At 72.6% G+C, this 26237-nt stretch carries 22 protein-coding genes; 14 read left to right on the top strand and 8 right to left on the bottom strand.

Features of this window, described 5'->3' with window-relative positions; translation table 11 throughout:
* Positions 1-86: 86 nt before the first annotated feature.
* Complete coding sequence (gene fabI / locus MXD59_RS12045; protein ID WP_163550110.1) at positions 87-860, top strand: enoyl-ACP reductase FabI; 774 nt, start codon at positions 87-89, stop codon at positions 858-860.
* A 9-nt stretch (positions 861-869) separates the two neighbouring features.
* Here fabI and MXD59_RS12040 read toward each other — a convergent pair whose 3' ends face one another.
* Entirely contained in the window at positions 870-3818 is a 2949-nt protein-coding gene (locus MXD59_RS12040) for a pyruvate dehydrogenase (RefSeq protein WP_248824747.1), read from the bottom strand.
* 232 nt (positions 3819-4050) lie between these two features.
* Between MXD59_RS12040 and fabG the strand changes: the two genes are divergently transcribed.
* From fabG to MXD59_RS12020, 4 genes are all read left to right on the top strand, one after another.
* Positions 4051-4767 (top strand): 3-oxoacyl-ACP reductase FabG, encoded by a 717-nt coding sequence (gene fabG / locus MXD59_RS12035; RefSeq protein WP_248824746.1) that lies wholly within the window; start codon positions 4051-4053, stop codon positions 4765-4767.
* Positions 4768-5579: 812 nt separating this feature from the next.
* Positions 5580-5885, top strand: coding sequence for a hypothetical protein (locus MXD59_RS12030; RefSeq protein WP_248815451.1), 306 nt, complete (start codon positions 5580-5582; stop codon positions 5883-5885).
* Positions 5886-5947: 62 nt separating this feature from the next.
* Positions 5948-7153 carry a ferrochelatase gene (locus MXD59_RS12025; protein ID WP_283096791.1) on the top strand — a complete coding sequence of 402 codons (1206 nt, stop codon included), beginning with the start codon at positions 5948-5950 and terminating at the stop codon, positions 7151-7153.
* 16 nt (positions 7154-7169) lie between these two features.
* Positions 7170-7685, top strand: coding sequence for a DUF3090 domain-containing protein (locus MXD59_RS12020; protein WP_248815450.1), 516 nt, complete (start codon positions 7170-7172; stop codon positions 7683-7685).
* 85 nt (positions 7686-7770) lie between these two features.
* Here MXD59_RS12020 and MXD59_RS12015 read toward each other — a convergent pair whose 3' ends face one another.
* From MXD59_RS12015 to MXD59_RS12000, 4 genes are all read right to left on the bottom strand, one after another.
* On the bottom strand, positions 7771-8565 hold the full coding sequence (locus tag MXD59_RS12015; protein WP_248815543.1) for an Rv1486c family protein: 795 nt from the start codon (positions 8563-8565) through the stop codon (positions 7771-7773).
* Positions 8566-8594: 29 nt separating this feature from the next.
* A complete protein-coding gene (locus MXD59_RS12010; protein WP_248824744.1) occupies positions 8595-9611 on the bottom strand; it encodes an SGNH/GDSL hydrolase family protein in 1017 nt (338 codons plus the stop codon).
* 10 nt (positions 9612-9621) lie between these two features.
* Positions 9622-10851, bottom strand: coding sequence for a glycosyltransferase (locus tag MXD59_RS12005; protein WP_248824873.1), 1230 nt, complete (start codon positions 10849-10851; stop codon positions 9622-9624).
* A gap of 152 nt (positions 10852-11003) precedes the next feature.
* Positions 11004-12119, bottom strand: coding sequence for a glycosyltransferase family 4 protein (locus tag MXD59_RS12000; protein ID WP_248824743.1), 1116 nt, complete (start codon positions 12117-12119; stop codon positions 11004-11006).
* Positions 12120-12451: 332 nt separating this feature from the next.
* Between MXD59_RS12000 and MXD59_RS11995 the strand changes: the two genes are divergently transcribed.
* On the top strand, positions 12452-12916 hold the full coding sequence (locus tag MXD59_RS11995; protein WP_248824742.1) for a DUF3099 domain-containing protein: 465 nt from the start codon (positions 12452-12454) through the stop codon (positions 12914-12916).
* Positions 12917-12989: 73 nt separating this feature from the next.
* A complete protein-coding gene (locus MXD59_RS11990) occupies positions 12990-13853 on the top strand; it encodes an SAM hydrolase/SAM-dependent halogenase family protein (protein ID WP_248824872.1) in 864 nt (287 codons plus the stop codon).
* Positions 13854-13974: 121 nt separating this feature from the next.
* Here MXD59_RS11990 and pucL read toward each other — a convergent pair whose 3' ends face one another.
* Positions 13975-14877: a factor-independent urate hydroxylase gene (gene pucL, locus MXD59_RS11985; protein WP_248824741.1), complete on the bottom strand. Its 903-nt coding sequence runs from the start codon at positions 14875-14877 to the stop codon at positions 13975-13977.
* 893 nt (positions 14878-15770) lie between these two features.
* Between pucL and MXD59_RS11980 the strand changes: the two genes are divergently transcribed.
* From MXD59_RS11980 to MXD59_RS11950, 7 genes are all read left to right on the top strand, one after another.
* Positions 15771-17204, top strand: a complete 1434-nt coding sequence (locus MXD59_RS11980) for a L,D-transpeptidase (RefSeq protein ID WP_248824740.1) — start codon at positions 15771-15773, stop codon at positions 17202-17204.
* Positions 17205-17592: 388 nt separating this feature from the next.
* Positions 17593-18579, top strand: a complete 987-nt coding sequence (locus MXD59_RS11975; RefSeq protein ID WP_248824739.1) for a phosphatase PAP2 family protein — start codon at positions 17593-17595, stop codon at positions 18577-18579.
* A gap of 525 nt (positions 18580-19104) precedes the next feature.
* Positions 19105-20262 carry an OmpA family protein gene (locus tag MXD59_RS11970; protein WP_248824738.1) on the top strand — a complete coding sequence of 386 codons (1158 nt, stop codon included), beginning with the start codon at positions 19105-19107 and terminating at the stop codon, positions 20260-20262.
* 68 nt (positions 20263-20330) lie between these two features.
* Positions 20331-20747, top strand: coding sequence for an encapsulin-associated ferritin-like protein (locus MXD59_RS11965; protein WP_248824737.1), 417 nt, complete (start codon positions 20331-20333; stop codon positions 20745-20747).
* Entirely contained in the window at positions 20744-21556 is an 813-nt protein-coding gene (locus tag MXD59_RS11960; RefSeq protein WP_248814691.1) for a family 1 encapsulin nanocompartment shell protein, read from the top strand. Before MXD59_RS11965 ends, MXD59_RS11960 begins: the two co-directional genes overlap by 4 nt.
* Positions 21557-21911: 355 nt before the next feature.
* Positions 21912-22100, top strand: a complete 189-nt coding sequence (locus tag MXD59_RS11955) for a (2Fe-2S)-binding protein (RefSeq protein WP_308222782.1) — start codon at positions 21912-21914, stop codon at positions 22098-22100.
* A 226-nt stretch (positions 22101-22326) separates the two neighbouring features.
* Positions 22327-23700, top strand: coding sequence for an alpha/beta hydrolase family protein (locus tag MXD59_RS11950; protein WP_248824736.1), 1374 nt, complete (start codon positions 22327-22329; stop codon positions 23698-23700).
* Positions 23701-23718: 18 nt separating this feature from the next.
* On the opposite strand, the gene MXD59_RS11945 is transcribed toward MXD59_RS11950, so the two are convergent.
* Positions 23719-24357, bottom strand: coding sequence for a hypothetical protein (locus MXD59_RS11945; protein ID WP_248824735.1), 639 nt, complete (start codon positions 24355-24357; stop codon positions 23719-23721).
* Positions 24358-24426: 69 nt separating this feature from the next.
* Positions 24427-25965 carry a P-loop ATPase, Sll1717 family gene (locus tag MXD59_RS11940; RefSeq protein WP_248824734.1) on the bottom strand — a complete coding sequence of 513 codons (1539 nt, stop codon included), beginning with the start codon at positions 25963-25965 and terminating at the stop codon, positions 24427-24429.
* Positions 25966-26237 lie beyond the last annotated feature (272 nt).

Raw genomic sequence — 26237 nt, 5'->3', positions numbered from 1 at the left:
TCTCGCCCGCCGCCCCTGGCCCCGGCGGCGACGCTCCGCGGCGGGGACCGCTCACCACCGCGGCGATGTTTGGCAGGATGCGGCCCATGAGCGGTCTTCTCGAAGGTAAACGCATTCTCGTCACCGGCGTCCTCACCGAGGCGTCGATCGCCTTCAGCGTCGCCCGCATCGCCCAGGAACAGGGCGCCCGGGTGGTCCTCTCCGGCTTCGGCCGGGGCCTGTCCCTGACCCGACGCATCGCCCGCCGGCTGCCCACCGAGGCTCCCGTCGTCGAACTGGACGTCACCGACGAGGAGCAGCTCGGCAGCCTCGCCGAGCGGCTCCGTGAGCACGTCGACGGCCTGGACGGCGTGATGCACGCGATCGGTTTCGCCCCCGAGTCGGTCCTCGGCGGCAAACCGTTCGTCGAGGCGGCCTGGTCCGAGGTCGGCACCGCGTTGCAGGTGTCCACCTGGTCGTTGGCCTCGCTGACCCGCGCGACCCTGCCGCTGTTCGGCGAGCGGGCCTCCGTCGTCGGCCTCGACTTCGACGCCTCGGTCGCCTGGCCGTCCTACGACTGGATGGGCGTCGCCAAGGCGGGGCTGGCCTCCGCCGCCCGCTACCTGGCCCGCGACCTCGGGCCGCGTGGCGTGCGGGTCAACCTCGTCGCGGCCGGCCCGCTGCGCACCATGGCGGCCAAGTCCATCCCCGGTTTCAGCCAGTTCGAGGACGTCTGGGACGGCCGTGCCCCCCTCGGCTGGAGCGTCCACGACACCACCCCCGCCGCCCAGGCCTGCGTCGCCCTGCTCTCCGACTGGTTCCCGGCGACGACCGGCGAGATCGTCCACGTGGACGGGGGAGTCCACGCCGTCGGCGTCTGAGAGCGGACGTCAGCGCCCGCTGGTCTCGTCCAGGAGGTCCAGGGCTGCCCCGATGATCGTCTCCAGGGGGACGGGGGCGTCCCCGGGCCCCGGCGGTTCGGTGCCCGGGGCCGGCGCGGCCGATCCGAGCGTGGCGATCGGATCGCCGTGCACACCGGCCAGGAAGGCCAGCGAGCGGGGATCGCCGTCGACGACGGTGACCAGCGGGGTGCGTCGCCGCGCCGGCAGGATCTCGCCCAGCAACGCGTCGGAGCCGTCCTGGAGCCCACGCCGGGCCTGCAGCGCGGCGAACACCGCGTTCGGCGAGGTGAGACACACGACGCTCACCTCGCGGCGCAGGCCCGCGCACAGCCGGGCCGCCGCACCCAGCACCTCCGGCAGCACCGCCCCGACGCCGACCAGGGTGAGCACCGCGTCCGGGCCGCCCTCGTAGAGCCGGTAGCCGCCCGCGAGAGCCAGGGCGTGGCGCTGGCGCAGGGCGACCGGATCGCTCGGCAGCGCGGCCAGTCGCTGGTCGATCGGACGTGCGCTCAGCCGCAGCAGGCTGGACACACCGCCCGGTCGGCCCAGCTGACCGAGGCCCGCGAGCAGGCACCAGGCGAGATCCTGGGCGAACGCCGGCGTCCACACCGCCGCCACCCGCTCGGGCACCCCGTCGCCACCGCCGAAGGCCAACGCCCGGGACGCCGGGTCAAGACCGGTGTCGGCGACGGCGAGCATGCTGCGCGCGTCCCCGCTGCCGGCCGCGAGCCACCCCGGCAGCACCTGGCCCGCGGCCAGTTCGTCGGCGACCCCGATCGGCAGCAGCGGAAGTCCCTGCCGGCTCCACGCCACTCCCAGGGACGCCAGCACCCCGCCGAACGCCGGCGCCGACAGCCCGCCGGCCACATGCCGTCCGGCCGCGGCCAGCCAGTTGGCGAGGATCGGATCCGCGGCGCGGGTGCTGACGGTGACCACCGCCGTCGCGGCCTGCGGGGCGAGCGCGGGCAGATCGCGCAGCAGCTGGCCGAGCGCCTCCTGGGTGGAGCTCACGCCGTCGGCGCGCCGATCGACGTGCCCCGGCACGGGTGCGGCCGCGCGGGGGGCGATCGGCGCGCGGTCCAGGTAGGTGCCGACATGACGGGCCAGCCGGCGCGCCCCCGGCGTCCACGGCACGGGCGCCAGCAGCGGCCCGGCCGCCGTCCGTCCCTCCTGGTTCCTCCCGCCCGCCACGGCTGCGGCCGGTTCGATGTCGGCCGGTTCGATGTCGGCCGGTTCGATGTCGGCCGGTTTGATGTCGGCCGGTTTGATGTCGGCCGGTTTGATGTCGGCGGCGTGGGCCGGGTGCTCGGGCCGGGTCTGGTCGCCGGGCCGGTCCAGCTCGGTGACCACATCGTCGGGGTGGTCCACATCGTCTGGACGGTCCAGGGCCGCGGGGCGGTCGGGGTCGTCGAGGTCGTCCGGGCTGGTGGGGGGTGCGTCGTCCGGGGTGAGCCGGTTGTCGGTGTAGGCGAACAGGACGGTGGGCCGGTCGCCGGCGACCTCGTCGAAGGCGTCGATGAGCAGCGGAATGTCGTGCCCACCGAGATCACGCAGGCAGGCGAGGATCTCCTCGTCGGGCAGCGTGTCGAGCAGTCGGCTGATGCCGACGCCCGCGGCGCCCGGGCCGGCCAGCCGGCGGCGCAGCTCCGCACCCCGGGTGTGCAGCAGCTCCTGATACTGCGCCGGGGTGAGCTGGTCGAGCCGAGCCATCAGCGCGGGACCGCCGGGCGCGCGGGAGAGCGCACCGAGCCGTCGACCATGCCGGACGGTGAGCACCTGCCAGCCGGCCGCCTCGAACATCCGCGCCGCCCGACCCGGCCCGCCGACGCCGCCGGACTCCCGGGCCGCACCGGTCGCGCCGGGCTGCCAGCCGTCCGAGATTCCGGTGCCGGAGACCAGCACGACCCAGAACAGCTCGCCCAGATGCGCGACCCGCTCGTCGGTGATCGACTCCCAGACGGACGGGTCCCGCAGCTCGGTGAAATCGATCAGGCAGATCTGTCGTCCGCCGGGGGTGTGGTCGAACCGGCTGCCGGCGAAGCGGTGCGCCAGCGCCGCCCAGACCGTGCCGCTGGGTCCGACATTGCCGCTGCCGAGCCGGCGCAGCGGACGCCCCGGACCAGCGACCGCCGCTGTCTGCGTCTCCCATGGCAGCGCCGCCGTGGCGGCCGGCGGTGCCACGGCCAGCGCGTCCGGTGACGGTGGCTGCGTCTCGCCGAGTGCTTCGTGCACCGCCAGCAGCAGGGGCGCGGTGTGCGGGGTGACGCTCACCCGGTCCTCGGCGCGCAGCGCGTCGAACCACAGCACGGTGGCCACACTGGACGCCGACGCCACCGCGGCCCGGTCCCGCCGGGCGTCTCCCGGTGAACGAAGCCCCGCCCGCACCCCGGCCTCGATGAGGGCGGCGGCCCGGCTGCGGAGTCGCCCGTCCAACGTGGCCAGGGCGGCCAGATCGAGGATGCCGTCCGGCGGACCGGGGACGGGCGCGGGCGGTGGCGGTGGCGGCTCGACCGGAGTGGAGGATCCGCCGCCGGGGTGGAGCGGGGAACCGTTGGCGGGCTGGGAGACGTCACGTGGGGTGAGTGCCGATGTCGCCATCTCGTCCTCGTTCTCACGGTAGGTCCCCGATCCGTTCTCACGGTCGGTCCCCGATCCCGGACCCCTGGGCTCCGGGTCGAGACTGGCAGGCCCCGGTTCCGGGCCGGCGGACCCTGGGTCCGGGCCGGCGACCGCGGGGGCGGTACTGGCCGGGGTCGGGGCGCGGCGGTCGGCTGCCGGGGTGGTGCTGGCGGGCCCGGTGGCGGAGTCGTCGGGTTCGCCCAGGGCGGCCTGGGCGGGAGGACCGTCGCCATCGGTGGCCAGGATCAGCTCCGGGTAGGCATGCGCCGACTCGAATCCTCGAGGTTCCGGTCTGCGAATGTTCGGCCTTCGTCCCACGGCGCAGCCCTCCCCATGTCCGGACGTGCGACGCGGGCCGGAGGTTGCCCGCCGGACTGGTCTCGCCGCTGGGTGTCCCGCCGGATGCGGACAGCCGCGTCCACCGTGCGGTGTTACGCACCATTTCAGCATCCGCAGTGGGATGCGGCGTCGCCGGCCGGCCGGCGACGCGTCCCGGGTGCGAGCGTGGACGGTCCGGCCCAGGCCGGCCGGGCGGCTACTATCACCGGTCATGGTCGAAAACGAAGGTCGCGTCGCTCTGGTAACAGGTGGTAACCGCGGCATCGGTGCCGCCTGCGCCGCCGCGCTCGCCGCCGCCGGCGAGCGGGTCGCCGTGGCCAGCCGTGGTGGCTCGGCCCCCGAGGGGATGCTCGGCGTCACCATGGACGTGGCCGATGCCGACAGCGTCGACAAGGCATTCGGCAAGATCGAGGCCGAGCTCGGCCCGGTGGAGATCGTGGTCTCCAACGCCGGCATCGTGCGCGACACCCTGCTCGCCACGATGAGCGAGGAGGCGTTCCACGACGTGATCGACACGAACCTGGTCGGCGCCTACCGGGTCGCCAAGCGAGCCACCCGCCCGATGATGCGGCTGCGCCGCGGGCGTCTGATCTTCATCTCGTCCGTCGTCGCGTCGATCGGTGGCCCGGGCCAGGCCAACTACGCGGCGTCCAAGGCCGGCCTCATCGGCTTCGCCCGCTCACTGGCCCGGGAGCTCGCCCCCCGCAACATCACCGCCAACGTCGTCGCCCCCGGCCCCATCCGCACCGACATGACCGACGCCCTCACCGAGGACCAGCGTGCAGCCCTGACCGCCGCGGTCCCCGGTAAGCGCATGGGCGACCCGCAGGACGTCGCCGCCCTGGTCGCCTTCCTCGCCTCCCCGGCCGCTGCCTACATCAACGGCGCTCTCATCCCGGTCGACGGCGGCCTCAGCATGGGCCACTGACCGCATCCGAGGCGCTGCTGGCCGCGGCTGAGGCGCTGCTGGTCGCGGCTGAGGCGCTGCTGGTCGCGTCCGAAGTGATGCTGGCTGCGTCCGGGGTGATGCGTCCGCTCGGGCCTCGGCAAGGTCGGGTCATGGCTACGCGGCCGTCCGTTATATGTCGATACAAGGTGATATAGACGGCAGTGCGTGTGCGGCGGCCGCTTGGCGAGCGCTCCGACGCCTCCGGAGCGAGGCCGTGATCATGGCATGCCGAGGGTTGTTCAAGGACTGAGGCCTCCGTGGACCGAACATCCCTCGGCATGTGGCCGAGCAACCCTCGGCGTGTGGCCGCGGCCCGGGGGCGGAGGGGTCTGGACGGAGAGCGGGGCATCCATCAGGCCATTGCTGCCACTCTTTGTCCGAGGATGGTAGCGCTAGGTGTATCAGTGGGCTCGGGGTGAGGCCGTCCGCTCCCCGGTGCCCGGGCTGGGATCGGGGCCGGGGCTGGGATCGGGGCCCGGGGTGGACCGTGGGGCGGGGGTCGGGGTGGGACCGGGGCCCGGTGTGAAACGTGGGACGGGGACCGGGGTGGAACGTGGGGTGGGTCTCGGTGTTGAGGGTGGGGCCTGGGGCAGGCCCGGGGGATGAGGCGTGGGGTTGGGACGCGGGGTGGAGTGGGGTGGGTCGCGAGGTGTGGCGGGTCCACTGGTCGACACGGTGGCGGGTGTGTGGCACCCGTCCGGGCCGTCGCGGGATCTGTGGACGGGTGCGTCGCGGCCCGGGCCGATATCGTGGAGGTGCAGGCCCGGCGCAGCCACGAGGAAGTGGGTCCGATGAGCGTGATTCGGGTGGAACCGCGCGGCGGCCGTGATTTCGACGTGACGGTCGCGGAGGAGACCCCGCCCGGGGTGAGCGGGTTGTCCTTCACCTATCGGGTGCGGGCTGATGACGCGGTGCTCGCCGCGACCGGTACCGCGGCCGATGATGAACCGGCCTTGTTGGCGTTGGTGCGGGTCTCGTTCGAGTATCTGCTCGCCCGCGAACCGGCGGGGTCGATTCTGCCGTCGTTCGAACTGTCCGTGATCGGCCGGTACTTCCCCACCTACCTGGCCGACATCGCCGATCGCGCGCCGCGATGACCCCGCGGGTGAGCGAGGCCACCGCCGATCGCGGGAGCGCCGTCGGTGCTGGCTGTCCGGTGCTGGGCGCGGGGCATCCGGGCGGGCGGGTGCCGGCCGGCGAGTTCGACGCGTTACTGGTGGTCTCCTTCGGCGGGCCGGAGGGGCCGGCGGATGTGTGGCCGTTCCTGCGGAACGTGACGGCGGGGCGCAACGTCCCCGAGGCACGTCTGGCTGTCGTCGCCGAGCAGTATCGGATGTTCGGCGGCCGTAGTCCGCTCAACGACCAGAACCGGGCGCTCGTCGCGGCGCTGCGCGAGCAGTTGCCGGACCTGCCCGTCTACTGGGGAAACCGAAACTGGGCGCCGTACCTGACGGACACCGTCGCCGAACTGGCCGCGGCCGGGGTGCGGCGGGTCGCGTGTTTCGTGACGTCGGCGTTCCCGTCCTATTCAGGATGTCGTCAGTACCGTGAGGATCTCGCCGGGGCCTTGGCGGCGCTGCCGGCGGATGTGCCGGTGCCGGAACTGGTGCCGTTGCGGCTGTTCTTCGACCATCCGGGATTCGTCGAGCCGATGGTCGACCACAGTGTCGCGGCGATCGCGCAGCTACCGGAGCCGGCCCGGGCCGACGCGCCTTTGCTGTTCACCGCGCATTCGCTGCCGTTGTCGCAGGCTCGTGCCAGTGGCCCGCACGGCCATGCCTATCCGCGGCAGTTGCGCACGGTCGCCGAACTCGTCGTCGCGGGTGTCGAGCGGCGCACGGGTGTCCGCCATCCGTTCGAGATCGTCTACTGCAGCCGCAGCGGTCCTCCCTCGGTGCCCTGGCTCGATCCGGACGTCGGTGACCGGCTGGTCGAGCTCGCCGGGCAGGGCGCCGCGGGCGCGGTGATGGTGCCACTCGGGTTCGTCAGTGATCACATGGAGGTCATTCACGACCTGGATGTGGTCGCCACCGGCCGGGCCCGTGACCATGGTCTGGCCGTGACCAGGGCGAGTACGGTGGGGACCGACCGACGGTTCGTGGCGATGGTGGGCGAACTGCTGGCCGAGCGGGCGGATCCGCGCGCCCCACAGCGTTCACTGAGCGCGTTCGGCCCCTGGCCGGATGTGTGCCCGCCTGGATGCTGCCAGCCCGCGTCACGCACCCGACCGGGAGCGAGTGCGGGTGAACAGGTTGGCGGGCGGCCGGAACCGGCGATACTGATCGGTGACGATGCAACCAGTTCGGCGACGCCGGCCGGCGACACGCGGCCCCTGCGCACCGGACGAGGGCAGGGACAACGGTAACGGAGCGATCGGAGATATGCAGCGTTTCGTGTTCGAATCCCCGGAGCGGTTCGTGGTGGGAACGGTGGGGCAGCCCGGCGACCGCAACTTCTTCCTACAGGCCGCCGGCCGCGGCCAGATCGTCACGGTCGGCCTGGAGAAGACCGAGGTCACGGCGCTCGCCGAGGGGCTGAACACGCTGCTCGGCCAGGTCGGCCAGACCCAGGGCATCTCCCTGCCCGCCGCCGCCGACGTCGAGATCGACCTGGCCCCGTTGGACGCTCCGTTCCAGGAGGACTTCCACCTCGGCCAGCTCACCGTCTCCTGGGACGGTCAGCGTGTGTTCGTCGAAGCCGCCGGGCTGTCCGGCGGGGAGCCGCGGCTGCCCGACAACGAGGACGAACTCGACTCGCTTCGGGTGGGTCTGTCGATTCGTCAGGCCCGCGCCTTCATCGAACGGGCCCGCACGATCGTCGCCGCCGGCCGTCCGCCGTGTGTGCTCTGCGGCCGCCCCGACGACCCCGGTGGCCACTTCTGCCCCCGACTGAACTGACGCTGCGAGCGTCACCGCCGGGCCGTCAACGCCGAGCCGTCGCCGCCGGGACCCACGCCCGCGCGGCTCGAGCGGGCGTGGGCGCTCAGCGGGGACGTCGGGCGGGCGGGTAGGCGGGGTCGAACGCGTCGTAGGCCGCCTCGTAGGCGCGGCGCACGGCGGCGGACAGCGAACGCAGCGCCGCCGTGCGGCGGGCGATCTCGCTGGCGGTGACGGCGGCGCCGTCGTCGCGGGCGGCGAGATCGAGCAGCGTGGAGAGCCGCTCCGCGCGGGCCAGCAGGGCGTGGGCGGCCGGCGGATGGCCGGGGCCCAGACCCGGGCCGGGTTCCTCCTCGCCGCGGTCACGCAACAGCGCGAGAACCTCCGGGCGGGCGCTGGCGATGTCCAGGGACAGCAACGCCGCCGTCGTCGAACGGATCGCGTCGGACAGTTCGTGTTCGGCGGCGCGCAGCCCCGCACCCGCCGGGGGGACCCGCGCGGCCCGCAGCACCCGCCAGTGCACCGACTCCAGCCGACCCTCCAGCGCCGGCCCGTGGACGACCACCCCGGGCACCAGCAGCAGCGGCGGGTTCGGCCCGAGGACGAGGATGGCCTCACCGGCGGTGATCGCGTCCCGGTTGACCTCGGGGGGTCCGGGCAGGCCGCTGGCGTCGCCCGGCGCGGGCAGGACGAGCCGGAGCCGCTCGGCACCGGCCGCGCGCAGCGCACCGAGGCCGAGCACCAGCGGCTCGTCGCCGAGGGTGTGCGGGGCCGCCTCACCACCGAACGCGCAGTGCACCTGGGTGATCACATCGTCCAGTCCGACCAGCCCAGCAAGCCACGCGTTGCCCCAACCGGTGAGGACGCCGGACCGGGGCGAGGCTGACAGGGCGGGAAGCACACGCACTACGGTAGGCAATCGTGGGCCGCTCAGGCGCGCCGAGGGTGGCTGAGCGCCAGATTTTCGTGCCGGAGTGCCTCCCACGGCCCGATCAGCCCATTACCGGCCGGTTTCACCGATGGATGTCCGGGTGCCCCCGCGGCGTGCGGCGCGTCGTCCGATGGCCGTCGTCCGCCGGCCAGGCATCGCCCGAGCAGCCACGGCATCCCGACCTGCACCAGCCACAATCCGTGCCGCAGCGTGCCGGGAGCGGCCGGGGCCGCGTCCGGTGCGGCGTCCGGTGCTCCGGCGAGGCCGACGCCGAGGGTCGAACCGGCGCCGTGTGCGCGGGCGGATCGGCCCGTTTCACCGCGCCCCTCGATGCGGGGTACCCCGGCAGGCGGCCTCCCGACGGTGAACGGGCCCGCGGCCGGCGGCGCCGCGGCCTGGCTGAGCCGGTGGGTGAAGGCCTCGGCGATGAGCTGATGTCCGTGCGGGCCGGGGTGGACCCGGTCGACGTCGAAGGTGGATCGCCGGCGCACCGCCGGATGATGGCCGAGGTCGACGACGAGCACTCCGGGATCGTGACGGGCGGTGGCCCACACCGCGGCGTTGAGCCGCCCGACCCGTTCGGTGAGCAGCCGGGCCAGGGGAGTGGGCAGGCGCAGCAGCCGCCCCGGGTCGGGCATCGTCGCCGTCAGCACGGTGGCCCCCTCGGCGCGCAGCCGGCTGACCGTCCAGACCAGGTCCTGGCGTAGCCGCAGGGCGTCGAACGAGGGCTTGAGCACGTCGTTCATGCCGGCGACGACGGTCGCCAACTGCGGTGCGCACTCGAGCGCGGCCGGTAGCTGGCGCAGCCGCACGTCCCGGGCGGTGGCACCGGTGGTGGCCAGGTTGGCGTAGTCGATCGTGCCCGGCGGGCCGAGCAGGTCGACGAACCGGGCGGCGAAACCACGTGGTGGCGCGGTCCCGCGATGCTCGCGGCCCATGGTCACCCCGTCCCCGAGGCCGACGGTGATGCTGTCACCCAGCGCGACGAACCGTGCCGCGGCCACCCTGACGCCCACCGCTGGGCCCTCAGGCCGCCAGCGGCGGCGCGGGTGGCGCGGGCGTCGGGGGTGGCGGTGCGGCACCGGCACCGGCACCGGCAGCGGCAGCGGCACCGGCAGCGGTGGCGGTGGCGTGGGGGGTGCCGGCGTGGCAGGCGAGGAAACCGGCGATCGTCGCGGCCCAGGTGAACTGCTCGGCGCGGGCACGGGCGGCATTGCGGCGGGCCGGCGGGGCGGGGGCGGCGAGCAGGTCGCGGACGGCGTCGGCGAAGGTGAAGCCGCTGCCGGCGGCGACCAGGCCGACACCGGGGGCCACCAGTTCGGCGACGGCGCTGGCATGGTGCGCCACGATCGGTGTGCCGCTGGCCAGCGCCTCGAGGGCGGCCAGACCGAAGGTCTCCACCGGTCCGGGGGCCAGCGCCACGTCGGCGCTGGCCAGCAGGCCGGCCAGGCGGGAACGGTCGGCCACGAAACCGAGGAACGTCACGGGCAGGCCCGCGGCGTGGCGTTCGAGGCGGGCGCGGGCCGATCCGTCACCGGCGATCACCAGCCGCACCGGCACCCGCCGACGGACCAGTTCGGCGACCGCGTCCAGGGCGAGATCGACCCGCTTCTCCGGCGAGAGCCGGCTCGCGACCACCAGCAGCGCCTCCTGGTCGCGGGCGAACGCGCGGCGCAGCGTCCGATCACAACGGTCCGGGTGGAAGGCGTCCAGTTCGACGCCGAGCGGGATGTGGCGCAGGTTCGGCGCGTGGATGCGGACGAACTCGGCGGCCGCCCACGCCGTCGTCGTCACCACCGCGTCGAAGTGCGCGGCCAGCGCGGTGTTCGCCCGGTCCGCCGTCGCGGTGGTCGGCAGCATGCCGCGCAGCGACCGGGGAGTCCAGGCGCCGAGCAGCCGGTCGAGCCGCTCGTGGCTGACCACCAGCGAGCGCACCCCGTTGCGTCGCGCCCACCGGCCGAGCCCGGCCAGCGTCGCCCGGTCGTGCACCTCCAGCCGGTCGGGTGCCTCGGCCTCCAGCAGCGCCGCCACCCGCCAGGGCTGACTGATCACCCGGTAGCCGGTCGAGCCCAGCCGGGGCGCCCGCACCCGCACCACCCGCGCGTGCGCGAGCTCCTCGACGCTGTCCCGCTCGCCGGGCAGGATCTGGATGACCTCATGCCCGGCGGCGGTGTAACCCGCCGCGAGCTGACGCAGAGTCGTCCGGATGCCGCCGGATGCCGGTGCGACGAAGTTCGCCGCCTGCACGATCCGCACGCCGACCACCTCTTTCTCCTCGCACGCCCGGCCCGGTCCGGACGGGTCCCGTCCATCCGCTGCGGCCCACGTGCTCCGTCATCCGCGCCGAGGAACCGTCCGGGTTCCCGACCCGGCCGCCCCCGGCCCGTCCACTCGTCGGCGTCGCCCGTTCAGCCCAGGACGTCGCGGTAGTGACCGAGCAGCTCGTCCCCGATCGCGCTCCACCCGCAGCCGGCCACCGACTCCTGGGCCGCCCGCGCCATCGCCGCGCGCCGCGCGGGATCACCCGCGAGCAGTGCCACCTGGCCGCGCAGCGCAGCCGGGTCCCCCGGGGTGTAGTGCAGACCGGTGCGGCCGTGCTCGACGACGTCCAACAGGCCGCCGGCCGCGGGCGCGACCACCGGCACACCGGATGCCTTGGCCTCCTGCGCCGCCTGGCAGAACGTCTCGTGCATGCCCGTGTGGACGAACACGTCCAGGCTCGCCACCGCCGCCGAGAGCGCGTTCCCGCTGCGAAATCCCAGAAACGCCGCGTGCGGCAGCTGCCGCTCCAGGGCCGGGCGGGACGGCCCCTCGCCGACGACCACCAGCCGGGTACCGGGCAGATCGGCGACCGAGGCGAGCAGGTCCACCCGCTTCTCCCGGGCGAGCCGGCCGACATAGCCGACGAGCAGCTCCCCGTTCGGCGCGAGCTCCGCGCGCAGCCGCTCGTCCCGGTGCCCCGGGTCGAACCGCTCCAGATCCACCCCTCGACTCCACCGGGCCACCCGCTGCACCCCCTGACGCAGCAGCGCGTCCACCGCGTCCCAGGACGGCGCCAGGGTGCGCGCCGCGTGCCGGTGCACCGTGGCGAGCCAGTGCCAGATCGTGCGTTCGGCGGCACGCAGCCCGTAGCGGGCGGCGAACGCCGCGATATCGGTCTGGTAGACGGCGACACTGGGCACCCCGAGCCGACGCGCGGCGAGCACCGCCTGCGCGCCCAGCCCCGCGGGCGCCGCGACGTGGACGACGTCCGGTTCGAACTCGCGCAGCGCCGCCGGCATCGCCGGCCACGGCAACGCGAACCGGAACGCCGGGTAGCCCGGCAACGGTGCCGACGGTGCCCACACCACCGGCGCGTCCGCGTGCGACCGGGCCGCGGTGCGCCGCCTCGCCGGAGCTGGAGCCGGTGCGATCACCATCGCCTCATGCCCGTGGTCACGCAGATGTTCCAGGACTCGGCACACCGTGTTCGTCACCCCGTCGACGTGCGGGAGAAACGACTCGGTGATCACGGCTACGCGCACACGAGCACCGTGACAGTGCCTGACGCTGTTCCGCGGACGCACAGCCGACCGCCACATGAACGTTCCGGCACAGCTTGGTGCCCCCCGCCGATGGGCGTGGCGTGTTCCACCTGGGCATGGTTCTCCTGTGCGGGCGACAGAGAGGATATTGGGACGGGACGTGACCGCCGGGTCCGGGCTCGGGTTGCATCGGGGCGTCCCGTCGGGTGCTGTCACAGCGGTGCCAGCTGCGCCGGTGGTGACAGCTGTGCCGGTGGTGACAGCTGTGCCGGTGGTGACAGCGGAGCCGACGGCGGCGACGGCGGGCGGGGAGAAGGCGGCGAGGTGCGCGGGTGAGGTTCAGGCAGGAGCGGTCGGTGCTCATCACGTCCGCCGGGCAGTCACGACAGTGGGAGATCCACCGTCGTGAGCTGCGGTATCTGGCGTCGATGGGCTTTCGGGTGGTGTGCTTCCTGCTCGCCGTGCTGGTGTTCCACGGCTGGCCGCGTTACCTGCTGGTCGGCGTCGCCGTGATCCTGCCCTGGGTCGCGGTGGTGGTCGCCAACGGCGGCCCGGCGCCCGAACGTGGCACGCCGGTGACCTACGATCCGGTGCGGGCGGCGCAGGAGGCCCCGGCGGCGATCGAGGCGTCCGCCCATCAGGTCGTCGACAGCGACGGCTGGGTGGACGAGGCCGGCTGGGTCCATACCGGCCCGTCCACCGGCGGCACCCATGCCACGGGCCAGACCGAGGACGGTTCCCGGGCCGCCGGGCCGGATACGACGGGCGACGCGGGAGTCCACCAGAGCACGGTGTGAGCGAGGGCATGGTGTGAGCGACGACGCCAGCCCCGACAGGGGCCCTGGCAGCGCCGGGGGCGCCGCCGGTGGGATTGTCAGTTTCACCACCGACTACGGGCTGGCCGACGGATTCGTGGCCGCCTGCCACGGTGTGATCCTTCGGGCGGTCCCGACGGCGAGGATCCTCGACATCACCCATCTCGTGCCGGCCGGGGACGTGCGGCGGGCCGCGACCGTGCTGGCGCAGACGGTGCCGGCGCTGCCACCGGCGGCGGTGCATCTCGCCGTTGTCGATCCCGGGGTGGGCACGGCGCGCCGGGCACTGGCGCTGCGGGCGGCGCACGGGTGGCTCGTCGGGCCGGACAACGGGCTGCTGATCGCGGCGGCCGACCGGCTCGGGGGAATCGTCGCGGCGGTGGTGCTGCCGGTGGCGCCCGACGTTCCCGCGACCTTCCATGGCCGGGACGTCTTCGCGCCGGCCGCCGCCGCGCTGCTGGGCGGGCGCGCCCTGCCCGACCTCGGTGAACCATGTGACCCCGCCACCCTGGTGCGCCTCCCGCCCGCGTACGCGCGGCTGGGGTCGGCGGGTGGGCTCGACGCGGAGGTCGTGCTGGTCGACGGGTTCGGCAACGTCCAGCTCGCCGCCGAGGGCGGCTGCCTCGCCGAGGCGGGTCTCGTCCCCGGCACCCGGGCGCTACTACGGCGGCTGCCGGCCGGACGTACCCCGCGGACCGGCCCCGCGCCGTCCACCTCCGGTCAGCGCCTGTCCGAGGCTGGACGCCTGGTCGCGGTGGGGACGACCTTCGGGTCCGTCCCGTCGGGTGAGGTGCTGGTGTACGTGGATGCCGCCGCGATGGTGGCGATCGCCCTCCGGGACGGCGACGCGGCCAGCCGGCTGGCACTGGTGCCCGGCGACCGCCTCGCGCTACGTCCGCTGGGCCCTCCGGACCTTTAGGTCGCCTCTCGCGATCCGCGAGAAGCCGTCGAGGGAACCCAGGACCCCCTGGGCCTCGCCGGAGTCGCACGGCGGCGTCGCACGGAGCTGGCGTCGGTTCCCAGCCGTCGACGACGCCGCGTCACGGTGCGGACGTGGTGTCCGGCCGGGCCTGCGGCCGGTCGGAGGCGGTGGGGGCGTCGTCGCGTAGAACGGTGGCCTCGATCAGACCGTACGGACGGTCCGGCACCTGATAGACGATGTCCGGGTTGTCCAGGCCAAACGGGGACAGGTCCACCAGGAAATGGTGCTTGTTCGGCATCGAGATGCGAATCTCGGCCACCTGCTCGACGGCGGTGAGGGCCGCCTCACCCATCCGGTAGAGGGTCTGCTGCAGGGCGAGACTGTGCACCTGGGCGAAGGTGGTCACCAACGCGTCGCGGACCCGGCCGAAAAGCGGCCCGAAGTCCAGGTCGGTCGTCACATAACGCCACTGGGCGGTTACCTCGGTGGCCAGAATACGGTCTGTTGTCTCGGCGAGTGTGGTGTACCGGTCACGCGGAAATCCATGGAACTCCGAACCGGTGGACTTCAGCACGACAAGCCCGGCGAGTCCGGAAACGACGCTGACCGACGGTCCGTCGACGGTGACCACCGTGGTCCGCCGCTCGCCGCCCGGCTGGCTGAATGCGTGGTCGTGTGGGGAGCCGTCCACGACAATGCGTTCCCAGGCGAACTGCTCGATCTCGACGCGCGCCCCGTGGATCCAGGGGAAGGAACCGACGAAGTGCCGCCCCAGGCGTAGGGCGAAATCCTCGATCTGCCCTGTCCCGTACTCCCGGGCGAACGCGTACACCGTGTTCTTCTGAGCGTCGGTCGTGAGGATGTGGGAATTGTCGCCGAGCAGGTGCGCATCGTCAAAATCGCCGCGGAGGGCGGTCGAGACGTTCAGGTCGGTGATGTGGTGCACCGTACGGGAACGGTCGATCCGTACGAGGCGTACCTCCGCCTTTCCGAACTGGTTCGGTCCGAGCACGATCGCCATCTGGTCTCCCTCATCTCGCCCCGGTCACACGGCGCCGTACCCCGGCCCGTCCACCGAGCGTGCCGCCGACCCTCATCCCTGGCGCGACCGGGGCCGTCCCGACCGCCGCCCCGCGCCGTCGTTGCCGCACTGTTTCCGCCGAGTCATCCGCCTTCGGTCGGCGGTCCTGGACGGGCGGCCCCCGGCCGGACTACCTCGGACGGGCCCGTCCGGCCGGTCCGGCCAGAAGGGCCCGGGGCGGCCGTCCCCCATCTCCGCATCACCCCGCCGCCGCACCCTCGACCGGTCGTCGGCGGAACGTCCACCGGATGGTGGATCTCACGCGTGGTGCGCGGGGTGGCCCGGTGCGGACCGGATGGTCATCCGGCGCGCAGTTTCCCGGTGGGAATCCCGCCGCGCCGACAGCGGTCCCGAGCTGGGCCGGTGGGTGTCGAAACGGACGTCGGGTGGTCGTGTGACGGTTGCGCGTGACGTCGCCTGATGGTGACGGGTTGTGTCACCCATGGCGTGGGATGTGTGGGTCGCTGCATTCGGGCAGTCCAGGAATTGATGTGTTCCCGGGCAACTTCGTTCGATCGCCGTGCGTCGGAATGGGTGAAGGGGGAGGGGCTTATGGGGAATACCCGGAGGGGGCTACCCTCCGTATTTATTGGCCCTACGGCGAGTAATTGTCGTGGGGATGACGCACAGCGTTTCGTGATCGACGGGACGGGGCGGCGACCCCTGGGTACGGTTCAAAGCAAGGTTTCCGTCCGGCAGTGGCGCCGGCCGTGTTCTTTGGAAGAGGGCGTTGAATGTCTCGCTCGGTAATGAAGCCCTCACGTGCGTCCCGGGGAGGGTGGGTGCTCCCGGGGCGCCGGCGGGCAGCCGCGTGTGAGGCGCCCGCGTCCGGCATGGCCACCGCATCCGAACCGACCGCCGCCGTTCGCTCGGGCGTTCCCGGTGTTCCGTCCGGCTCGAAGGCCACGACCGTGGCACTGAGTCGTCCCGGCGGGCGGGCGGGGCGCCGGTTCGGGGCCGCGTTCGGACTGGTCGCGGCGTTGGGGCTGGCCGCCTGCTCCTCGGGCAACGGCTCGTCCACGCCGGCCGGGGTCGCCGCGCCACCGCCGCCGGCGGCCAGCGTCACGGTCACCCCGGGCGATGGTGTCGACGGGGTCGCCGTCGGCGATCACGTCGTGGTGCGGGCCAACGCCCCGCTCGCACAGGTCAGCGTGAACCGGCAGGCCAGCACCACGGAGAAGACCGACGCGGGTGTCGTGCTCGGTGACTTCTCCGCCGACCGCAGGACCTGGACCTCCAACCAGGGGCTGTTCGCCGCGTCCCGCTACGACGTGGCCGCCAGCACCACCGCGGCCACCGGCATCACCGGCACCACCGCCGTGCGCTCGAGCTTCGAGACCGGCACCCCGGAGCGGGCGATGCGGGTCTCCTGGGAGCCGGTCGCCGGGCAGACCGTCGGGGTGGGCGCGCCGATCAGCCTCACCTTCAACGCCGCGGTGACCGACCGGGCCGCCATCCAGTCGCGGCTGGCGGTGCGCACCGACCCACCGGTGCTCGGTGCCTGGCACTGGGTGACCAACCGGCTGGTGGTGTGGCGTCCGCAGCAGTACTGGACCCCGGGCACACAGGTGCACGTGGAGGCGAACCTCGCCGGTATGGACGTCGGTGGTGACCGCTTCGGCGTGAAGGACCGCGCGATGGACTTCGTCATCGGCTCGGCGCAGATCTCCAAGGTCGACTCCGCGGCCCACACCATGCGCGTCTACCGCAACGGCACCCTGCTGCGCAGCTTCCCGGTCAGTCTCGGCAAGCCGAGCACCCCGTCGATGGACGGTCCGCACAACATCCTCGGCAAGTCCGCCGAGGTGATCATGGACTCGGCGACGGTCGGCGTCCCCAAGGGCGACCCGGACTACTACTACGAGAAGGTCCAGTGGGCGGTGAACTACACCAGCGGCGGGCAGTACGTGCATTCGGCGCCCTGGTCGGTCCCGAGCCAGGGGCGTGACAACGTCTCCCACGGTTGCGTGAACGCCTCGCCAGCCGACGCCGAGTGGTTCTACAATCTCAGCCGCCTCGGTGACATTGTCGACATTTCCAACACCGGCCGTCCCGCCGACACCAGCCAGCTGGGCAACTACTGGTCGGTCTCGTGGGCCGCCTGGAAGGCAGGCAGCGCGCTCCCGGTCTCCGACCAGCCCGAGACCACGGCCCCCCCGTCCAACCCGGCGACCGCTGCGGCGACGGCCCCCGCACCCGCCGGGGGCGGCGGACCTGTCCCGGGCACCGCCCCAAGCCCCGGCGCCCTGTCCGCACGCGGCACCTGACCAGGGCGTTCGGCGCCACCGTCCGGTCCGTCCCTCCGTCGTCCGGTCCGAACCACGTCCGTCCGCCGTCCGAGTCCTGGACGGCGGACAGGGGTGACATCGGGCACCGGCCGCACCGATCCGCTGCCCGCCCGCACACCTGGCAACGGTGACGAACACGCCACATGTCGGCGAATTTCCCCGGATCGTCCCATGGGGCGGCCCGTGGCAGCCTGGGTCGGCCCATGCTGTTGAGTGGAACCATGACGACTGTGCGCCCACGAACCGCCCGGGATGCGCCGGGCGCCGGGAGGACCGGCGTGGGCGTGGTGACGGTCGGCGGGAGCCGGGCGGGCACGGCGGTGCACGCCCGGAACGCGGACCGAGGGCGACGTTCGAGAGGTGCACTGTGAGGCGCTTGCGAAACCAGACCACGGGTCTGCCGGTCTGGTGGGTAGAGGTGCTGATGCTCGCCGTGTTGTACTACTCGTACACCGGCACGCGATCGTTCGCCGACGCCTCCGCGGCGGACGCGATTCGGCTGGGGCACGACCTGCTGCGGCTCGAGACCTGGCTGCACATCGACATCGAGCTGTCGCTCAACCGCTGGGTGCAGAGCGTTCCGGTGGTGGCGGTGCTGTGCTGCTACTACTACGGCACGCTGCATTTCGTCGTCACGCCGAGCCTGCTGATCTGGACGCACCGGCGCAACGTCGGAAACTACTCGCAGATCCGCTGGACGCTGGTCGTCACCACCCTGATCTCCCTGCTCGGCTTCTTCCTGTTTCCCACCGCTCCCCCCCGGCTGCTCCCCGGTGAGCCGTTCACCGACACCATGGCCCACTTCGAGGCCTGGGGCTGGTGGACCGGCACCGCCAGCGCCGCCCCGCAGGGCCTCGAAGGCATCACCAACCAGTTCGCCGCCCTGCCATCCCTGCACTGCGCCTGGGCGCTGTGGTGCGGATTCCTCCTGTTCCGCTACGGCCGCCGCCGGATCACCCGTGTCCTCGGTCTCCTTTACCCCGCGGCCACGGTCTTCGTCGTGATGTCCACCGCGAACCACTACCTGTTGGACGCCGTCGCCGGATGGGCCGTCCTCGGCTTCTCCGCCGGCCTGGTCGCCCTTGTCCTCGCCCGCCGCCGGGCCACCCGCACCGCCGCTTCCAGCGAGTCCAGCGCCGCGTCCAGCGCGGATTCCGTCACCTCCGCCAAGGGTTCGGACGGCACGACCCAGGTGGACGGCGCGGTGCTGTCCGATGGTGCGGCCACCTCGAATGGTGCGGCCACCTCGGGTGGCACGGCGACCTCGGGTTCTGCGGCGGTGTCGGGCGAGGGCTCAGACGCCGGATCCGAGGCCAGCATCGCCAAGCAGCCCGATGGAGCCCCCGTCCGCTGACCGTCAGCAGCCGCCCGGCGACGGTTGGAGCCACGAGAGGCCACGAGAAAGCCGTCAGCGAACAGAGCCAGGGCCTCGCTGTGCGGTGACGAGCATCCGAAGCCTGCGGGCCGCGTCCCTGGACGGTGGCCTTGGGTGAATCGGCTGCGGGCGGGCGTGGTGTCGGTTGGGCTGCCCCTGCGTGTCCGTCCCTGCGTGTCCGTGGCTGGCGGACGCGGCGGTGGGTTGCGCCGTGGTGGTGGGTGTGTGGGTGAGGTGAGGGTTCGGGGGCGGGGGGAGTGGGTGGGCTGGTGGGTGGGGGAGGGATCAAAGGTGGATGCGTGGGTGAGTGGTGGTAACCCGGGCGGGCGGGTTGTTCGCCCCGCTGTGTCCCTGCCGTGGACGATGTGCGATGGTTGTGCCTGATCCCGCCTGGCTTGATCCGAACTCGGCTCGCCTGGCCCGATCCCGCACTGCTTGGCCCCGCATGGCCTGACCTCGCGTGGTGTGATGCCACGCGGTCCGATCTCGCACGGAGTCCGTTCGATGACCCAGTCTCTGGCCGCGCGTATGAACCGTCCTCGGCCGATCGCCTTCGCCGTCTCGTTGTTGTTGGCATGGCTGCTGCTGGCCCTGATCGCGTTCGCGTTGCGTCGTGGGCCCATCCAGGATGATCTTTCTACTCGGGCGAGTGCGGCGGTCAGGGCGGTCGGTGGGGTGCACGCGCAGGTGCGCATCGAGGGGCGGGAGGCGGTGGTGACCGGGCGTTTCCCGAACGCGGCCGCGGCCGAGCAGGCGCGGGCGTCGGCCGCCGTGTCCGGCACGACCTCGGCTCGACTCGGGGCCGACGTGGTGATCGCCACCGAACCGGCTCGGCCGCTGGTGCTGGCCGTGACGGGTGGGGTCCTCACGGTCACCGCGACGGTGGCGGACCGGGAGAGCCGGGACGCGCTGCTGGCCGCTGTCGCCGATGCCGCCGGTAAGGCCGGCAAGGCGGAGGTGCGGGGGCGGATCACCCTGGATCCCAGGGTCGGCGAGCCGTCCCTGGGGGCGGTGCCGGCGCTGGCAGCGGCGGTGCAGGGCGTCTCCGGCGATCACGCGGTGACGCTGCTGGGGTCCACGGTGGAGCTGACCGGACGGGTGGCCGACCCCGCGGCCGGGCGTCGCCTCGAGGCGACCTCCCTCGACGCGGCACGGGCCAGCGTCCCCGGAGTGACAGTGCAGAACCACCTGGCCATCCCGGCGGCCGCCGCGAAGCCGTCCACCGGTTCCCCGGCGGGCGGTGGTGCGGCGTCCTCCGGTGGTGTGGGGTCCGGTGGCGCGGCAGGTGATGGCGCGACGGAGGTGCTCGGTGCGGTGCGGGCGGCGCTGGGGGAGGGGGGCGTGACCTTCCCGGTGTCCGGTGCCACGCTCAGCCCGGCGGTGCGGGTCCGGCTGGATCGGGTCGCCGACGTGCTGCGTGGGGGTGATCTGACGGTCCTCGTCGCCGGGCACACCGATGCCACGGGGCCGTCCACCGTCAACCAGGCGCTGTCGGTGCAGCGGGCCGAGGCGGTCGCCGACTACCTGGCCGGGCGGGGTGTGCCGCGCGAGCGACTGAGGGCAGCGGGCTTCGGCGCGCTGGAACCGGTCGGTGACAACGGCACCCGGGCCGGTCGGGCGGCGAACCGTCGGGTCCAGATCGCGGCGGCGCCGACCTCCTGAGTCCGGTCGAACGGGTAGCAGCGCCGCGGATCCGGTGTGACTGCCGCTGATCGTGGTAGGCAGTCGCCATGGGCGACTCAAGCATGGGGCTGCACGAGCAGCCTGATCGGCTCTCGCCGCAGACGATCGACCGCCACCGGGCGATCGTCTCGCTGATGGAGGAGCTGGAGGCCGTCGACTGGTACGACCAGCGCTACGACGCCTCGACGGACCCGGAACTGGCGCAGGTACTGGCGCACAACCGGGACGAGGAAAAAGAACACGCCGCGATGACCCTCGAGTGGCTGCGGCGCCATGATCCCGTGCTGGACACCCAGCTGCGGACCTACCTGTTCACCACCGGACCGGTCACGGAGGTAGAGGATAACGTCACCGATGGCAGCGGTGCTCTGCTGCCGGACGTCCCCTCCGCACCCGAGCGGGCGGCGGCGCCCGGTGACGGTTCCCTTGGCATCGGAAGTCTGAAAGGTGTTGTAGGAGCATGAATCATCTGCTGCGCGGCCACGCCCCGCTGACGGACGCTGCCTGGAAGGCGGTCGACGAGGAGGCCAAGGCCAGACTGACGACCAACCTGGCCGCCCGCAAGGTCGTCGACTTCGCCGGACCGCACGGATGGGAGTACTCCGCGACCCCGCTCGGCCGGGTCGAGGCGTTGTCGTCACCGCCGTCGGCAGGGGTGTCGGCGCGGGTGCGCAAGGTGCAGCCGGTCATCGAGCTGCGGGTCGGGTTCACCCTCGACCGGGCGCAGCTCGCCGACGCCGACCGTGGCGCCGATGACATCGAGCTGGCCCCCCTGCAGGAGGCGGTGCGCCGCATCGCCAACACCGAGAACGCGGTGGTGTTCCACGGTTACCCGCAGGCGGGCCTGATCGGCATCACCGAGGCGTCGTCGCACCCGGCGCTGCCCCTGGCGCCCGGCACCGACACCTACCCGCCGAGCGTCGCGAAGGCCGTCGCCCTGCTGCGTCGCGCCGGCATCAGCGGGCCCTATGCCCTGGCGCTCGAGCCGGACCTCTACACCGCGGTGATCGAGACCGCCGAGCATGGTGGCTACCTGCTGCTCACCCACCTGCAGCACATCCTCGACGGCCCGGTGGTGCAGGCGCCGGGGATCACCGGGGCGGTCGTGCTGAGCCTGCGTGGCGGCGACTTCGTGCTCGAGTCGGGCCAGGACCTCTCGATCGGCTACGCCGCGCACACCCTTGAGACCGTCGATCTGTACCTCGAGGAGAGCTTCACGTTCCGCGTCGCCGAGCCGGACGCCGCGGTCGCGCTGGTCCCGCCGACGGCCTAGCCGGCCGACGGGTCCGGCCTGTCGCCGGCCTGGCCCGTCGCGTCCGTCCGCCGCGCCCGTTCTGGATCTTCGATCGCTGGTCTGGCCGGGGCGCCGCGTGGCGGGGCACCATCCGGCGGGGTCGGACGTCCCGTTGTGCCTGGTCGGTCTGGCATGCCGGACGGGGCCCAAGGCGCCAGGCGTGGGGGAATCCCGTCATCTTGCGCGTGGAGTCCCGACGTGGCACCCTGTCTTTAGGGAAGCCTTAGCTAAGCCATCGCTCCTGTAGTCGGCCGGCGAGGCATCCCCGGCAGGGTCGTCCCACTGCCGATCGGCGCACTCGCGGCGCACGGTCGGCTCGGCCTGGTGAGGTGCGGTGCTCGTCTGTTCCTGTTTCGCGGTGTCCGATCGGACGCTGCGTGAAGTGATCATCCGTGGTGCCCGCGACGTCGACGAGATCGGCGAACACTGCGAGGCCGGCACGGGCTGCGGCGGGTGCGTCGAGGAGATCGAGGATCTGCTCGACGAGATGGTCCCGGGCTGCGGCCGCCGATTGGTGGCCTGATCGGGCCCACGTGGGTTCCCGGTCCGGGCACGCCCGTCAGGAACTCGCTGACAGCGCGCTGACCAGCGCAGACACCTCACAGAGCGCTACTGGCGAAGCGGTCGTTTCTGTACGAGGTAGCACGATCTGATGGTCCGTCCGGCGGGCTTTCACTGCGCTGCGTAACGTCCTCGCTGTGGCTCGGAGACTGGCGCGCATCGCTGAACCGCGCCCGGATGTGGCGGGTATGTCCCATTCGTGGCAACTGGCCGTCGTGGGTGCCCTCATGCTGGGTCTGGTGACGCTGCTCGGGCCCGCGCAGCCGCCGGGCAGCGGGGCACCCGTCGCGTCGACGGCCGCCAAGGTGCGACCGGCCGCCTCGGGCGTGGTGCCGCCCACCCTGCCCGATCCGGGGGCCGCGGGCCCATGGCCGGTGGGCTACCGAACGGTGCGACTGGCCGATCCGCATCGCCTCGGTCGGGTCCTGACCACCTCGCTGTGGTATCCGGCACGGCCCGACGCGACGGCCGGTTCGACCCTGCCGCGCACGGTCGAACTGCCTGCCGGTGCGGGTGCCGTGCGGCCCCTGGATCTCGGGCCGGTGGGCTCTCGCGCAGCGGTGGCGGCCGCGGCTTTCGCGGCCGCGGGTACGGATGCCGGTGCCGGTGGGGGCTGGTCGCCGCTGGGCGGGGCCTGTCCGGTGGCGGCGTTCGAGGCGGCGCCGGACGTGCCGGGGCGGGCGGCGTTCTATCCGGTCCTCGGCCCGGTCGGGCTGGTCTCGACGCTGGCCGTGACCGATGCCGCCCCGGCGAGCGGACCGTTCCCGCTGGTGCTGTTCTCCCACGGCAGCGCCGGCAGCCGGGTGCAGGCCGCGACCCTGCTGGAGGGGCTGGCCAGCCACGGCTATGTGGTCGCCGCCCCCGACCACACGGGCGACACCCTGCTGGACGCGGCGGCCGGCCAGACCGAACCGCAGATCCCGATGGCGGTCGAGCGCTCCCGTGACCTGTCCGCGGTGCTGGACGCGTTGACCGATCCGTCCTGCCAGGTGCGCGATCTGGTCCGGTCCGACCAGATCGCGACCGTCGGCTTCTCCTTCGGCGGCCTGACGTCGATCGTCTCCAGCATCGGCCTGCTGGACGCCCCCGCTGATCCCCGGGTGCGGGCGTCGGTGGGGCTCTCCGCGGCGACGTCGCCGCTACCCGCCGCGTGGCTGGCCGAGAACCGGGTGCCGACGCTGCTGCTCGGCGGCACCCGGGACACCTCGATTCCGCTGAGGCTGAACGCCGAGCGCGCGTTCGGCCAACTGACCTCGTCGCGGCCACGGGTGCTGGTCACCGTCGCCGACGACACCCACAACTCGTTCACCGATGTCTGCCGCCAGGCCGCTCTGGTCCGTGACCGGGGCATGCCCGCGCAGGTGGGCACGCGGATCGCGCTGACCGCGTCCGCGACCTGCGGGCCGCCGATGATCGACCCGGTACGAGCCGAACTGCTGGTTCAACGGGCCACCGTGGCGTTCCTGGACTGGCAGCTACGCGGCCGGGCCGACAGCGGGCGGTTCCTCACCGAACAGGCCCTGGGTGATCCCAGCACGGTGAAAACCCGTGCGGTGCTCTGAGGGACCCGGATCGACCGTTCAGGTCAATGGACGGAAGCAGGCGGTGGCCGGATCCTGCGGATCGACGGTGTAAAGGGCCAGGGTGCCAGCCATCTCACGCGGATCGATGTCATGGTTGAGCATCAACGCGTGCAGGTCGGAAACCATCCGCAGGGTGTGATCCAGCAGGATCACGGCTATGCCGGACGGGCGCCGAACGCATTCCCCGAAGCGTGCGGTGGCCCCGGGATCGCCGGTGAGTTCGGCCAGCACGCCGAGCCTGATGCGCTCGGCGAGTTCCTCCCACACCCGCTCGCATTCCGGGGCTTCGACGCCGCGCCAGATACCGGAAACCCGAAGGCTCTCGACGACCGCGGTGGGCTGGCAGCCGGTGCGTAGATGCACGGCCACGGCCCACATCGCCATCAGCCAGCACAGCCCCCGCAGAGTGTGTTCGGGATCGGCGTGGGCCTGCTCGTACAGATGCTGTTCGGACCGCGTGCGGCTGGCCGGGGCAAGCCAGGCACCGGCCAGCCGTTCCAGGTCGACGATCTGCACCATCGGCAGGTCCGCTGGGTGCGGGCGCCCCAGAGCTGCGGCGCGGCCGGATTCGGCGTCGACCAACGCGAGTGCTCCTGGGTCGGAAAGTGTCTGCCAGGCCAGACCCGCCGATGGCATGGGCCCACGGTAGACCTCCGGCACCGCGGAAAACCATGCTGTTGAGCGCACCATGTGAAATCAGCGGGATCAGCGGGCCATCACGAATCGGTGGAACATCGGATGGATCGCGAAGTGGTGCACGCTGTGCGGTGCGGGCCTGGGGCGGCGGACCTGCCGGGCGAAACCGATGTCATCCACCCACGATCCGAACCCGCCCGCCGGACCGGCGCCGGTCGACGCGGCGCCGCCGCGGTCGTCGGCGCCGTCTGGCCGGCCTGGGCCGGGGGGTGGATCGGTGGGCGCCGGGTCGGCGGCGGTGAGGAAGCCGACGTTCCACAGCAGTTCGAGGATCGTCTCCGGCTCCCGACTGTCGATCCACTGCCGGGCCTCGGGAGTCAGCCCCACCGAGCCGGTCGCCATGTCCAGCAGGAACAGTTCCAGCTCCGCCCGTGACCACACCTCGGGGCCGGCGCGGAAGGTCTGGAAGACCCCGAGCAGACCGGGTGAGCCGAACCGGTACTCGGCGGCGATGTCCCGGGTGCGTTCGGCCGAGTAGGTCGGTTCCACCGCCAGGATGTCCCGCGGTGTGATCCGCACCGACGGCCGTGCGCTGTGCGCGCGGGCATGGTCAAGCGCGTGGCTGCAGAACTGGATGATCTCCCGTGGCCGGCCCAGGGAACGGTCGACCATATGGCGGAACGACCAGGCTGGCCGGGTGAAGGCCGCCTTCCAGCAGGCGTCGTCGTCGCGGGTGTGACAGTCGGCGACGGTGTGTCGAATCCGGCCGGCGATCAGCTGCCACAGGCCTTCCTCGTCCCAGGTGACGACCTCGATGAGGTCCCGGAACTTCTGGGCGTCATCATAGATCGCGGGAATGCTGTCGTAGAGTTCCTGCCGCAGGGACATGCGGATTCGCAGGCTCGGTGACAGGTCGTTGATCGTCATACAGGCCTGGAACAGGCCCGCGACGAAGGCCTGGGCGTCTTCGGAGGAGTCCCAGCCCCGGTCCAGTTCGTCCACCAGAACGGTGACCCGGCTGCGTTCGCACAGGCGGATGAGCGGGGCCACCAGATGGTCTATCTCATGCAGCTTGTAAAGGTGCTGCAGTTCCCTGGTGCGGATGCCGGCCTCGAAGCGGCCGACCTTGACCGACTCGATGCGACGCAGGTAGGAGACGAAACTGTCGAACGGGCTTTCGGACATGCCGGCGTGGTTGTCCCGCAGGTAGGTGTAGATCTGGCTTTCCGCGCCGCGCCGCAGCCGGCCGTGCCGCCGGGTCACCTCTTTCATGATCAGAACAAGGAGAAGGTATTTCCAGGCGGTCGCGTAGGCGCCCAGTTTCGCCCACGCGCCGTCCAGTTCGCGGGTCATCGCGGAGCTCAGGAACTCGTAGGAGTAGTCCTCCGGCGCAAGCTCGATCACCAGGCCACCCGCATCGCGCTGGCGGTGGGCGATCGTCTTGAAGATGGCGCTCTTCCCGGCGCCGCGGTTGGCGACGAGGATCGTCTTGATGCCCGAACTCATCTGGGTGTAGGCGGAGGACTCGATGAAATAGGCGTCGAGGCCACGTCGGACGTCACGTTCCGCTGCGGCCGCGCCGAAACTGAGCCGGGCAAGGTCGACCATGTGGACCCCTTTGGCCGAACGATGGTGACGGTGCGGGCCGATCGGGATGTGACGATACCGTGACGTTGGAGCGCTGTCGGCGAAATATTCGCGAAGCGGCCGACCCGCACGCAAAAGGCGAGGTCCGGGGCCGGCGACGTCAGTCGCGTCCGGACCTCGCCTTTTCGATACCTACCAGCCAGGCCCGAGGACGGGGTGGTTCGACGGGTCTGGCGTCCTGTGGCGCGGGTGGGTGTTATTCGCCGAGGAGGTCGAGGGGGGTGGTGGGGTGG

Origin of the sequence: Frankia umida (genome assembly GCF_023242945.1) — a bacterium.
Classification (GTDB): Bacteria; Actinomycetota; Actinomycetes; order Frankiales; family Frankiaceae; genus Frankia; species Frankia umida.
This window is presented reverse-complemented; position numbering and strand designations above follow the sequence as displayed.